This window comes from Paracoccus bogoriensis (genome assembly GCF_019431455.1).
GTDB lineage: Bacteria > Pseudomonadota > Alphaproteobacteria > Rhodobacterales > Rhodobacteraceae > Paracoccus > Paracoccus bogoriensis.
Window position 1 is genome coordinate 75,828 of the sequence record NZ_JAHYSR010000007.1, and the last position, 12,307, is coordinate 88,134.

10 protein-coding genes and 3 pseudogenes are annotated in these 12,307 nt (G+C 65.7%); 10 read left to right on the forward strand and 3 right to left on the reverse strand.

What is annotated here, in order from left to right; genetic code table 11:
* Positions 1-72 precede the first annotated feature (72 nt).
* A pseudogene (locus KY389_RS15270) lies at positions 73-654 on the forward strand (IS1634 family transposase); the annotation flags it as partial.
* Positions 655-711: 57 nt separating this feature from the next.
* Here the strand turns inward: KY389_RS15270 and KY389_RS15275 are convergent.
* A pseudogene (locus KY389_RS15275) lies at positions 712-1,080 on the reverse strand (IS110 family transposase); the annotation flags it as partial.
* 334 nt (positions 1,081-1,414) lie between these two features.
* Here KY389_RS15275 and KY389_RS15280 point away from each other — a divergent pair.
* Positions 1,415-1,784 (forward strand): annotated as a pseudogene (locus tag KY389_RS15280) (integrase core domain-containing protein); the annotation flags it as partial.
* Between the two features lie 170 nt (positions 1,785-1,954).
* On the opposite strand, the gene KY389_RS05170 reads toward KY389_RS15280, so the two are convergent.
* The gene (locus KY389_RS05170; RefSeq protein ID WP_219829780.1) at positions 1,955-3,001 is read right to left on the reverse strand and encodes a LacI family DNA-binding transcriptional regulator; all 1,047 of its coding nucleotides are present in this window, start codon (positions 2,999-3,001) and stop codon (positions 1,955-1,957) included.
* 127 nt (positions 3,002-3,128) lie between these two features.
* Here KY389_RS05170 and KY389_RS05175 point away from each other — a divergent pair, with 127 nt between their 5' ends.
* From KY389_RS05175 to KY389_RS05200, 6 genes are read left to right on the forward strand one after another with little or no spacing between them, the layout of a single operon-like run.
* A complete protein-coding gene (locus KY389_RS05175) occupies positions 3,129-4,124 on the forward strand; it encodes a substrate-binding domain-containing protein (RefSeq protein ID WP_219829781.1) in 996 nt (331 codons plus the stop codon).
* A 57-nt stretch (positions 4,125-4,181) separates the two neighbouring features.
* On the forward strand, positions 4,182-5,687 hold the full coding sequence (locus KY389_RS05180) for a sugar ABC transporter ATP-binding protein (RefSeq protein ID WP_219829782.1): 1,506 nt from the start codon (positions 4,182-4,184) through the stop codon (positions 5,685-5,687).
* Entirely contained in the window at positions 5,680-6,690 is a 1,011-nt protein-coding gene (locus tag KY389_RS05185; protein WP_219829783.1) for an ABC transporter permease, read from the forward strand. The genes KY389_RS05180 and KY389_RS05185 overlap by 8 nt, the downstream gene beginning before the upstream one ends.
* 11 nt (positions 6,691-6,701) lie before the next feature.
* Positions 6,702-7,691: an ABC transporter permease gene (locus KY389_RS05190; protein WP_246587963.1), complete on the forward strand. Its 990-nt coding sequence runs from the start codon at positions 6,702-6,704 to the stop codon at positions 7,689-7,691.
* Between the two features lie 42 nt (positions 7,692-7,733).
* The gene (locus KY389_RS05195; protein ID WP_246587964.1) at positions 7,734-8,588 is read left to right on the forward strand and encodes a sugar phosphate isomerase/epimerase family protein; all 855 of its coding nucleotides are present in this window, start codon (positions 7,734-7,736) and stop codon (positions 8,586-8,588) included.
* Between the two features lie 15 nt (positions 8,589-8,603).
* Positions 8,604-9,266, forward strand: coding sequence for a nucleoside/nucleotide kinase family protein (locus tag KY389_RS05200; RefSeq protein ID WP_246587965.1), 663 nt, complete (start codon positions 8,604-8,606; stop codon positions 9,264-9,266).
* Between the two features lie 208 nt (positions 9,267-9,474).
* On the opposite strand, the gene KY389_RS05205 is transcribed toward KY389_RS05200, so the two are convergent.
* Positions 9,475-10,377 (reverse strand): LysR family transcriptional regulator, encoded by a 903-nt coding sequence (locus tag KY389_RS05205; protein ID WP_219829784.1) that lies wholly within the window; start codon positions 10,375-10,377, stop codon positions 9,475-9,477.
* 94 nt (positions 10,378-10,471) lie between these two features.
* Here KY389_RS05205 and KY389_RS05210 point away from each other — a divergent pair, with 94 nt between their 5' ends.
* Positions 10,472-11,449 carry an ABC transporter permease gene (locus tag KY389_RS05210; RefSeq protein WP_219829785.1) on the forward strand — a complete coding sequence of 326 codons (978 nt, stop codon included), beginning with the start codon at positions 10,472-10,474 and terminating at the stop codon, positions 11,447-11,449.
* Entirely contained in the window at positions 11,446-12,306 is an 861-nt protein-coding gene (locus KY389_RS05215) for an ABC transporter permease (protein WP_219829786.1), read from the forward strand. The genes KY389_RS05210 and KY389_RS05215 overlap by 4 nt, the downstream gene beginning before the upstream one ends.
* Position 12,307: the final 1 nt, after the last annotated feature.

Sequence of the window (12,307 nt, forward strand, 5' to 3'; positions counted from 1 at the left end):
TTGTCATCACAAACACTTCTTTTTTGAACTGGCACTGATGACTGGCGTCCTGCGCAGTAGTGCCGCCACAGAATGTACACGCGCATCACCAAGGCCGGAGGCCGTCAGTACCTGCAGCTGGTCGAGTCGTTCCGAAACGACGCCGGCAAGGTGCGCACGCGCGTTGTGGCCAACCTCGGGCGCCTCGACCAGCTCACGCCGGAGCGGCTGGATCCGCTGATCAACGGGCTCAATCGGGCGGTGGGGCGCGCCGAGAACACCGCCTCCGAGGTCATCCAGGAGCCCGGCTGCAGCCTTGGTGATGTCTTCGCACTCCACGAACTCTGGCGGGAGCTCGGGATCGACACGGCGCTGAGGCGCGCACTGCGGTCTTCGCGAAGGGAAATAGACGCTGAGGCGCTCGTACGTGCCATGGTCTTCAACCGCCTGTGCGATCCCACCAGCAAGCTCGGCTGTCTGCGCTGGCTGGACACCGTCGCCATGCCAGCGATGCCCGAGGGCGTCACTCACCAGCATCTGCTGCGGGCGATGGACGCGCTGATGGACCATGGCGAGGCCGTCGAAGCCGCCCTTGCCCGCCAGATCCGCCCGCTGGTCGACCGCGATCTGGCTGTGGCCTTCTACGACCTCACGACCGTCCGCATCCACGGGGAGGCGGTTGCGGCAAGCGGTGTGATCCTTGTTCAGGGCGAGACGCGCGATGTGCAACTCGCGGATTTCATGCATGGTTTCGCTGCGCACGGGGTTGGCGTCCAGTTCGGGCACCGCCCCCGTCCGCGCCGGCATGGCGGCATCGACACGGTCGGTCTTGGCGCCCTGGCTGATAGCCTGCGCAAAGCGGCGGGCCCGCGTCGGATTGACCTTGACCAGATCATGACCGGCCGCGCTCAGCACCGCCTCCAGATCGCGATGATAGCGCCCGGTCGCCTCGTGGACGATCCGGACCGGCGTCTTGCCGATCCCGCGACGCAGGGCGGCCAGCCCCGCCTTGTCGCTGCCGAACCGCTCGTGCCTGCGATCCGAGAGCCGATGAATGTCAAACGTGTCCCTGGAAATGTCGATCCCGATGGTATCCTGCATCGCCTTTCGTCCCCTGTGCTTGTCATGCGGGGCAAGGGCGCGCCTTCCCCATGTATCCGTCCAGGTCACGCGAAAGGCAGGGGCGATCAAACTTCTGACCGGTCCAAGAGACCACCGTTGCTCCGATCCGTCCCCCGCCGCTCTCCGGCATGTGTGAGGTGCCGGAGAGCGGCTCCCGTATCGCACAGGAGCCGGTCGCTTCTTAAGACAAGGTTGCTCATCATCACCCCCGTCAGTCCGGGAGCTTGAATCACGCAGGCCCGGCGGCCTCAAACCAATTAATGAGTCCTGACCCTAGGCCATCTGCCAGAGGGCGCCATCTGAGGCGGACAAGCTGACCCATCACAGCGACCGAGGCAGCCAATACCTGTCGATCCGATACACCGAGCGGCTCGCAGAGGCCGGCATCGACACATCAGTCGGAAGCGTCGGAGATTCCCATGGCAATGCACTCGCCGAGAGCATCATCCATTCCGGGACTTACGCGGCCCCATCTGGGGCCACGGTCCGCTCCATATGTTCAAGACCGAGGTCATCAAGTTCCTCGGACCTTGGAAAACGGCCGGCCAGGTCGAGTGGGAACCCTGAAATGGGTCGACTGGTATAACAACACCCGCCTTCACAGCGCCATCGGCTATATCACGCCACAAGAAGCAGAGGAGGCATTCTACGCAACCTTGAACGCTGACGAAAAAGCAGCGTAATCATTGAAACAGAAACTCTTCGGTAAACCAGGGGCGGTTCAGGACGACCGGGGGGGCGGGTCACTCCACGCGCCTTCTAGCCCCCAATGTCGTCTTTGCCAAGTGTCGCGCCACGCAAAATCGTGCAAAGGGTTAGGCTACTGTCCGATCTGAGCCTGCACCGGTCTTTTTCAGGTCTGTTGAGAGCGATAGAGCGCCACTGTCGCGCCCGGTTGCGTGTCGTCCACGACAACCCTTGCCGGGATGACCTCGATTTCGCCGTCACGCGGGGCGGCGCCGTCGAACCAGGCAAAACAGCGGGCGATCAGCGTCTCGACATCGTGGCGCAGCATGATCGTCTCGATGGGCAGGCAGGCCGCAAAAGGATCCCAGTCGAAACAGGCGACCCGCAGATCCGGCAGGTCGGATGCGTGCGCCTGCCAGAAGCGCGCAAAGCCCTCGAAAGCGGTGATCGAGTTCACCAACAGGGCCTTGGGGATTTCCCCACCCCGCGCGAAAATCGCTGCCATCGTGTCGCAGGCCGCTTGCGGGCTGTAGCCGCAACAATGGATCGCCGATGCATCGGGATCGCGCCCTGATTCGGCCAAGGCTGCGCGAAAGCCGTCGATCCGCGCCTCGGTCGCGTATTCGTTGCGCCGACCGCCCAGAAACAGCGCCCCGGTCTCGGGCGCCAGCCCCCCCATCAACCGCCGCGTCAGGTCGCGCGCGCCGCCATGGTTGTCCGTCACCACCGAAAAACCCAAGCCGCCAGGCAGGTCCACGTTCACGCAACGGATCCCCGCCTCGCGGCAGAGCGCATTGATGCGGGCGGGTTCCTCGGTTCCGGCCAGGACCAGAAACTCGACCTCTTGCGCGATCATCGTATCGGCCAGCTTCTGTTCGATCCGCGCATCCCTCTGGGTGCTGGCGACCAGAGGGATCAGGCCGCGCATATGCGATTCGGCCTCGAAATGCTCGGTCAGTCCGGCAAAGAACCGGTTGCGGTGATGCGGCACGATCAGCCCCGCCAGCGAGGACCGGTTCAGCCGCAGCGCCCGCGCCCGCTGATTGGGCCGATAGCCCAGGCTCTGGGCCAGTTGCAGCACGCGCTCGGCCGTATCGGGGTTGATGCGATGGTCCTTCCAGCCGCCATTCAGCACCAGGCTAGCCGTCGCGGGCGAGGTTCCCGCCGCCTGCGCCAGATCCTTAATCGTGGGCTTGCGTCCTGTTCTGGCCATTCGTCCCCCTGATGTCGCCCCCGAAAGAAATAGACAGATTTCCTGTTGACGTCACCTGCTAAAAGGATTTAGCAAATCTCTGGCCGACAGGGGAGGACAGGTCGGCGTCACATCATGGGAGGAAAGAATGTCGTCCTGGACACTGACGAGGCGCGCCCTTCTGGGTGCAGTTGCGGCAAGCGGATTGCTGGCGCAGGGCGCGCTGGCCGACGACCGGACCACTATCGGCGTGGTGGTCAAGATCGGCGGGATTCCCTGGTTCAACGCCATGGAGGCGGGCATCCGCGAACGCGCCGAGGAACTGGGCGTCAACGCTTTCATGATCGGGCCGACCAGCGCCGACCCCGCACTTCAGGTCCGCGCCATCGAGGATCTGATCGCGCAAGGCGTCGATGTGATCGGCGTGGTCCCGAACGATGCCGATGTGCTGGAACCCGTGCTGGCCCGCGCACAGGCAGCGGGGATCAAGGTCGTCACCCATGAATCGCCCGGCCAGCAGAACGTGGACTGGAATTTCGAACTGGCCTCGGCGGTGGGATTCGGCGAGGCTTACGGACAGCAACTGGCCGAGATGCTGGGCGGCGAGGGGCAATATGCCGTCTTTGTCGGCGGGCTGACAGTGCCCCTGCACAATGCCTGGGCCGATGCCGCCATCGCCTGGATCGAGGCGAACCACCCCGAGATGGAACTGGTCGGCGACCGCTTCGGCGTGGCCGAGGACGTGGACGCCTCGCGCCGCACGGCGCTGGACCTGATGCGCGCCCATGAGGGTCTGCGCGGCTTCCTGGCCTTCGGCAGCCAGGGCCCCATCGGCGCGGCTCGCGCCGTCGAGGAACGCCGCCGGGGCGGCGAGGTCGTCGTTCTGGGGCCGTTCTCGCCCGGACAGGGCCGCACGCTGATGCATGACGGCATCCTGTCGGGCGGCTACATGTGGAACCCCAAGCAGGCGGGCGAGGTCTTCGTGACGCTTGGCACGATGCTGGCCAATGACGAGCCGATCGAGGCAGGCATGGAGATCGAGGGGCTGGGCGTGATCGAGCCGGAGGGCCGCAACATCATCGTGGACCAGCTTGTCGAGATCAACACCGACACCGTGGACGATCTGGCCGCGATGGGTCTGTGATCCACACCGGGCGGGGCCGTGCCGGTCCCGCCCTTCTCTTGTCCGACGGAGGGTCTGATGCCCGAACCCGATCCGCAGGGTGCAAGCCTTTTGCGGCTGGCCCATGTCTCGAAGCGCTTTGGCGGCGTGCAGGCGCTGGACGACATCGCCTTTGACGTCCGCCCCGGCGAGGTGCTGTGCCTTGCCGGCGAGAATGGCTGCGGCAAGTCCACGCTGATCAAGGTGATCAGTGGCGTCCATCGCCCCGAACCCGGCGCCGTGATGGAGTGGGAGGGGCGCGACATCAGCGGCCTGACCCCCGCGGAGGCGCGCGCGCTTGGCATCCAGGTCATCTGGCAGGATCTGGCGCTTTTCCCCGAGATGAGCGTGGCCGAGAACATCGCATTCGAACGCAATCTGGGCGCGCGGCCGCGACTGGTGAACCGCAAGGCCATGCGCGCCGAGGCCGCCGCCGTGCTGGCGCGGTTGGACGTGGACCTACCGCTGTCGATGCCCGTTGGGCGCCTGTCCATCGCCAACCGCCAGCTTGTTGCCATAGCCCGCGCCCTGGTGGCCGAGGCACGGCTGGTCTTCATGGACGAGCCGACCGCATCCCTGTCGCAGCGCGAGACGGATGCGCTGATCGCCATCGTCCACCGCCTCAGCGCGCAGGGGATCGCGGTCGTCTTCGTCTCGCACCGCCTGAAGGAGGTGCTGGAAATCTGCACCCGCGTCACCGTGCTGCGCGACGGCCGCCTGGTCGGCACCTATCCGACGGCGGGCATGACGCAGGCGCGGCTGACCGAATTGATGACCGGGGCCAGCTTCAATTACGCGCCCCGCCCGGAAGCGCGGCCCGCAGCACCCCTGCTGGAACTGCGCGGGCTGACGCGGCATGGCGAATATCACGACATTGACCTGACCGTCGCCCCGGGCGAGATCGTCGGCCTGACCGGGCGCCTTGGCTCTGGGCGCACCGAATTGGCGCTGAGCCTCTTCGGCATGACCCGCCCGGATGCCGGCACGATCCTGTGGCAGGGCCAGCCCCTGCGGATGCGCCATAACCGCGACGCGATCCGCATGGGCATCGCCTATATGTCCGAGGACCGGCTGTCGCTTGGCCTCGTGCAGCCGCAATCCATCGCCGACAATACTGTGGTGACGGTGCTGGACCGCGTTCTGGGCCGTCTGGGCCTGATCTCGCCCGCGCGCAAATCCGCGCTGGTGCGCGACTGGCTGACGCAACTGCGCGTCAAGATCGGACAACCCACGGATGCGGTCTCGACCCTGTCCGGAGGCAATCAGCAGCGCGTGGTTCTGGCCAAATGGCTGGCCACCGCACCGAAACTTCTGATCCTGGACAGCCCCACGGTCGGCGTCGATGTCGGCGCGCGGGCGGGCATCTTCGCCATCGTGGACGAGCTGGCGCGTCAGGGTCTGGCGATCCTGCTGATCTCGGACGAGGCGCCCGAGGTCTTCTTCAACGCCGACCGCATCCTGCACATGCGCGAGGGTCGGCTGATCGAGGAATTTATCCCCGCCCGCAGCACGCTGGCCGAACTGGAAGAGGCCGTCCATGCCTGAGATCCTGCGCGCGGTGGGCGCGACCGAACGCTGGCTGATGGTGGTGATCGCAGTCATCTGCCTTGGCCTGTCGCTGGCCACCGATACGTTCCTGACTCTGGTCAACCTGTTCGATCTGCTGAATTATTCAGCGGTGAACCTGATCTTCGCGGCGGGGCTTCTTGTCGTGCTGATCGCGGGCGGGATCGACATCTCGTTCGCGGCGGCGGCCTCGGTCGTGCAATATCTGGCCGTGACGATCCTGATGCAGATCGGCGGTGGCAACTGGGCCATCGGGCTGCTGCTGGCCGGGCTGATCGGCTTCGGCCTGGGCGCGATCAACGCGGCGCTGATCCATCATTTCCGCCTGGTCTCGATCGTCGTGACCATCGCGACCTTCAACCTGTTCTTCGGCCTGCTGATGTTCTTCACGGGCGGCGTCTCGATCTACGCCCTGCCGGGCTGGCTGAGCCGCCGCATCATCCTGTTCGAACACGAGACCGCCTCGGGCTGGGCCGAGATCACGCTGCCCGTTCTGGTCATGGTCGTGATGCTGGCCGCGACCTGGTTCATGCTGCGCCGCCTGAATTTCGGGCGCCAGCTTTTCGCGATGGGCGACAATCCCGAAGGCGCGCGGCGGCTTGGGATCAATCTGGGCGCGATGCATTACCTGGCCTATGGCTGGCTGGGTCTCTGCGCCGGCATCGCGGGGCTGATGCAGGTCCATTACGCGCGCGAGGTTGTGCCCAACGCGCTCTATGGCCGAGAACTTGAGGTTCTGGCCGCCGTCGTTCTGGGCGGGGCGCGGCTGGGGGGCGGGCGCGGCACCTTGCTGGGTGCGGTGCTGGGCCTTGCGCTGGTCTCGATAACGCAGAACGGTCTGAACCTGCTGGGCGTGTCGCCCTTTGCCTTCCGCATGATCGTGGGGCTGATCATCCTGATCGCCATCAGCATGTCGTCGGAAACCCTGCGCGGCCTGACCGAGGGCCTGCGCCGCCGCCGCATCCGCGAGGCACAATCATGAAAGGCGCCGTGATGACGCGTTTTCTTTCACCCGCCGGCCGTCAGACGACCCCGGCCCTGCGCGAGAACATGGCGCTGGTGGCGGTGCTGGTGGTGCTGGTCCTGCTGTTCGCGTCGCTCAGCGACCGGTTCCTGACCGCCGCGACGTTCCTGTCGATCGGCTATCAGCTGCCGGAACTGGGCCTGCTGACGCTGGCCATGCTGATCCCAATCCTGTCAGGCGGCTTCAACCTGGCTGCGACCTTCTCGGCCAATATCGCGGGGCTTCTTCTGGCGTCGGTCCTGATCTGGGGCGGGGGCGCGGCGGCGGGGCCGGTCGTGCTGGTCGCCGCGATCCTTGCCGCGCTGGCGGGTGGGGCGCTGATCGGCTGGGTTCTGGGCGTGGTCGTCGCGAGGACCGGGGCGCATCCGATCCTGGCCTCGCTGGCGATGATGATCTTCCTGCGGGGCCTGGGCGAGTTCCTGACCCGCGGCGGCAGCGTCTCGGGCTTTCCGCCCGCGCTGCTGTGGCTGGGGCAGGGGCAGGTGGCGGGTGTGCCGGTCCCGCTGATCGTGTTCGGCTTCTGCGCAATCCTCTGGGCGGTGATCCTGAACCGGACGCGGCTGGGGTTCTCGATCTATCAACTTGGATCGAACCTCGAGGCGACGCGCTATTCCGGCGTGGACACCCGCCGCGCGCTGACGATGGTCTATGTGCTGTCAGGGCTGATGTGCGCGGTGGCGGGCATCATCATGGCGGCGCGCTTCAACTCGGTCCGGGTCGGTCATGGCGAGGCCTATCTGCTGATCACGGTGCTGGCCTGCTTTCTGGGCCGCGTCGATCCGTTCGGCGGCTTCGGCCGGGTCATGCCGGTCGTCCTGGCGCTGGTGATCCTGCAGGTGATCGGCTCGGGGCTGAACCTGATCGGCACGAACCAGCATCTGGCCACCGCGCTGTGGGGGGCGATCCTGATCGCGGTGATGGTCGCGCGCCATCTCTGGGGCCGTTGGGCAGCCCGATGAAATCCTTTTCCGAAAACAGAATGACCTTGCAAGGACAGTGACATGACGATCAGCGGCTTTGGCGTGCATACCGCGATGTGGGCGATGGAATGGAACCGCGAGGCGGCGGAATACGCCATCCCCGAGGCCGTGCGCCACGACATCGCGTTTCTGGAAATCACCATGCTGGACCCCGAAGGCGTGGACGCGGCCCATACCCGCGCGCTGCTTGAAAAGCATCAGGTCGCCTGCGTGGCCTCGCTAGGCCTTCCCCTTGACCGGCTGCCCACGAACAACCCCGACGGCGCGCTGGATTTCCTGAAGATGGCGCTGGACGTGACTGCCTCGATCGGGGCCGAGGCGATGAGCGGCGTCCTCTACGGCGGCATCGGTCAGCGCACCGGCAAGCGCCCGACCCAGGCCGAATACGACGCCACCGCCCGCGTGGTCGAGAAGGCCGCCGCCTATGCCCGCACCAAGGGCCTTGGCTTTGGCCTTGAGGCCGTGAACCGCTACGAGAACCACCTGCTGAACTCGGCCGATCAGGCGGTCCGCCTGTGCGAACGTGTGGGCGCCGAGAATGTCTTTGTCCATCTGGACACCTACCACATGAACATCGAGGAAAAGGGCCTGGCCAACGGCATCCTGCGTGCGCGCGAGCATCTGAAATACATCCACCTGTCGGCATCCGATCGCGGCACGCCCGGCATGGACACGATCCAGTGGGACGAGGTCTTCGGCGCGCTGGCCGCCATCGGCTTCAAGGGGGGCATGGCGATGGAGAGCTTCATCACCGTGCCGCCGCAGATCGCCGACGCGCTGTCGGTCTGGCGCGATGTCGCCCCCTCGCGCGAGGAGGTGCTGACCGAGGGTCTGTCTTTTCTCAAGATGAAAGCGCGGCAATATGGGCTGATCTGACAGAAAGGCCCCGACATGAACCCGACCCCTGCCCCCTCCATGCGCGGCCGCGCAGCAATCTCCCGCACCAGGCTGGCGGAACGGCTGGCGCCCCTGGCGGCCGGGCCTTCGCGTCGCTTCGTCGCTCTGGCGGGGCCTCCGGGCGCGGGCAAGAGCACCTTGGCCGAGGCGCTGCTGGCCGATCTGTCGCGCACCCATCCGGGCCGGGTGGCGATCCTGCCGATGGACGGGTTCCACTACGACGACCTCTGGTTGGAACCGCAGGGCCTGCGCCCACGCAAGGGCGCGCCCTTCACCTTTGATGTGCGCGGCCTTGCGGCAACACTGGCGCGGCTGCGGGCCGATGACGGGCCGGTCGCGGTGCCGGTCTTCGACCGCGCAATCGAGATCGCCCGCGCCGGCGCCCGCATCATCGACCCGGCCATCCGGCTGGTCCTGGTCGAAGGGAATTACCTGATTCTGGACGATCCCGAATGGCACCCCTTGGCGGCGCATTTCGACCTGACGGTCGCACTGGATGTGCCTTTGTCGGAACTGGAACGGCGGCTGCTTCGCCGCTGGCACCACCTGCCCGAGGCCGAGGCCCGGCAAAAGGTCGATGCGAATGACCTGCCCAATGCGCGGCTGGTCGTGTCCTCGTCGCGGATGGCGGACCTGGTGGTAAAAGGCGAGGACTGACTCGTGAGCCGCTCCAACACTTTCGGCGCCGCCGAAATCGTTCGCGTCGCTTGAATCCGAAGGGAAAGGGCGCTTACGTCTCAGGCTGCCTTTCTGCAACAATGCCCGGCGAACAACTGAAAGCCCAAACCGCAGCGCGCGGGCGCGCGCCGAGCCTCGGCTGATGGGCGCCACAACAATCAGAATGGCCGGGTGAGTTGACGAAAAGCTAGCTGTCCGAGGGTCTGTCCTGCCACGAGAGGCTCTGGCGCAGCACATCATGCACATCCGACATCGTCAGCCCCTGCATGGCCGAGGCGCTCTGGATGATGGCAAAGCTTTCCCAGGTTTCTGGAATGAAGACCCGCATCCGCAGGTTCAGCCCGCCGGCGTAATCCGCCGCCATCAGGCGGTTGACGACCGCCAGCCCCTCACCCTCGGAAACAAGGCGGCAAATGGGGCCAACCCCCTCGACCGAAATGCGCGAATAAGGGGTTCTGGCCGTCTGTCGGAAAGCCGCGACAACCGCCTGCCACGAAGGCGCGTTCTCACTGGTGCGGATCAGGTGACGGCCGCCGATATCCTCGGGGCCGACACGCTCCAGTGCTGTAAGCGGATCATCCGCCCGCATCACGACAACCAAAGGCACGTCAACCATCGGAAGGATGCGCAGCCGCCAGTCGTTGACCGGAAGCTTCACGATGGCCTGATCCATCCGGCCCTCGGCCACGGCCTCGACCAGTTCGGGGTAGCGGCCGAACTTGAGCGCGATGGAGAGGTTCGGAAATTGCCGCCTGAGGTCGCGCGCCAGTCGCGGCAGAAGCGTCATGGACAGCGATCGCGGTGCGCCGAAGGTCAGCACCTGATCGTCCCCCCGCCCAAGGCCAAGCCGCGCAAGATTCTGATGGGCCTCGAAGACCCTCGCCGCGCGCTCGAAGACCTGTTCGGCAGCCTGGGTCGGCACAAGCCGACCGCCTTCGCGCCGGAACAGTGGACGGCCCAGCTGCGCCTCGATGGCACGCAGATCGGCCGATACCTGGCTTTGCGACCGTCCCGTCACCTGCGCGGCGCGCACTGTGGTGCCATGCGTGAAGACCGCCTGAAAGGATTGCAGCTGGACCAGGCTGAACATGATGCTACCGAAAATACGCTAGACGAAGAAATATCCTAGTAAAGTGGACGCTGCCTGTCCACGGCGCCATGCTGGATCAACAGGAGGATTCGCAATGGCGGCATATCTTGTCAGACGGCTGGGGCAAGCGGTGTTCGTGCTGCTGCTGGTATCGTTTCTTGTGTTCATGGGCGTCTATGCCATCGGTGATCCGGTGCAGATGCTGGTGCCGCCCGACGCGACTGCGGCCGAAGTAGAACGCGCCCGTGTGGCCCTGGGCCTCGACCGGCCGATCCTTGTGCAATACTGGCTGTATTTGCGCGGCCTGTTTCAAGGCGATCTGGGAACCTCGTTCGTCTATAATCAGCCGACCATCGACCTGGTGCTGCAACGCCTGCCGGCCACGGTGGAACTGGGGCTGGCGGCCTTTGTCATGTCCCTGATCATCGGCCTGCCGCTTGGGCTGATCGCGGGATACCGCGCGGGCAGCGTCGCTGACGACGGAATCGTGAACGGCTCGATCTTCGCCTATTCGCTGCCGAATTTCTGGCAGGGGCTGCTGCTGATCCTGCTGTTCGCCGTGCAACTGCGCTGGTTTCCCTCGGGCGGACGCGGCGAGACCGGCACCTTCCTGGGCATCGAGACAAGCCTTGTGACCGCCAGCGGCTGGTCTCATATCTTCCTGCCCGCGCTGAACCTTGCGCTGTTCAACGCGGCCATGGTGATCCGCCTGACGCGGGCGCAGGTGCAGGCCGCAATGAACAGCGAATATGTCCGCTATGCCCGCGCCAAGGGCGTGCCGGAAGGGCGCATCCTGATGCGCCATGCGTTTCGCAACGTGCTGATCCCGCTGGTCACCGTGCTGGGCCTGGAACTGGGGAACCTGCTGGCCTACGGCATCATCACCGAGACGGTGTTCAACTGGCCGGGCATGGGGCAACTGCTGATCAACTCGATCAACGTGGTCGATCGGCCGGTGATCGTGGGCTACCTGCTGATCGTGGTCGCGATGTTCGTGGTCATCAACCTGCTGGTCGATATTACCTATACGCTGCTGGACCCGCGCATCCGCCTTGGGGGGAAACCGGCATGAGAAACGCCATCCTGTCCCTGCGCCACGCGCCCTTTGCGCTGTTCTGTCTGGCGCTGTTCCTGCTGATCGTCGTGGCGGCCCTGCTGGCCCCCTGGATTGCGCCGCAGAACCCCTACGACAACGCCGTCGTCGATTTCTTCGACAGCAACCTGCCGCCGGGATCACCCGCCGGCATGGGAGGGATGACCTATTGGCTGGGGACCGACGCGCTTGGGCGCGATCTGTGGTCAGCGATCCTCTATGGCCTGCGGATCACGCTGACGGTGGCGGCAACCGCATCCATGCTGGCGCTGGTGATCGGGGTGCTGGCGGGGCTGGTCTCGGCCTATGCGGGGGGCTGGGTCGATGCCGTCATCATGCGGCTGGTCGATATCCTGCTGGGCTTTCCGACGATCCTTGTCGCGCTGACCATCATGGCGCTGGCGGGTGCGGGGACCGGCAACCTGATCCTGGCGCTGGTCGTCGCGCAATGGCCCTATTACGCGCGCACCGCCCGGTCCGCCGCCCTGGTCGAGATCGGCCAGGACTACATCGAGGCCGCCCGCTGCCTGGAACTGCCCCATTGGCGGATCATCCTGCGCCACCTGCTGCCCAATTCCATCTCGCCCATCATGGTCGTGCTGACCTTGCAGCTGGCCCATGCGGTCGCCATCGAGGCTTCCCTGTCCTTCCTGGGTCTCGGCACCTCGATCGAGCGGCCCTCGCTCGGCCTGCTGATCGCCAACGGCTCGCGCGAGATCCTGTCGGGGCATACCTGGGCGCTGATCTATCCGGGTCTGGCGCTGGCGGCCCTGATCTTCACTGTCAACGTGTTCGGCGACCGCATCCGCCGCGCCCTGAACCCGCAGGAGGCCTGAG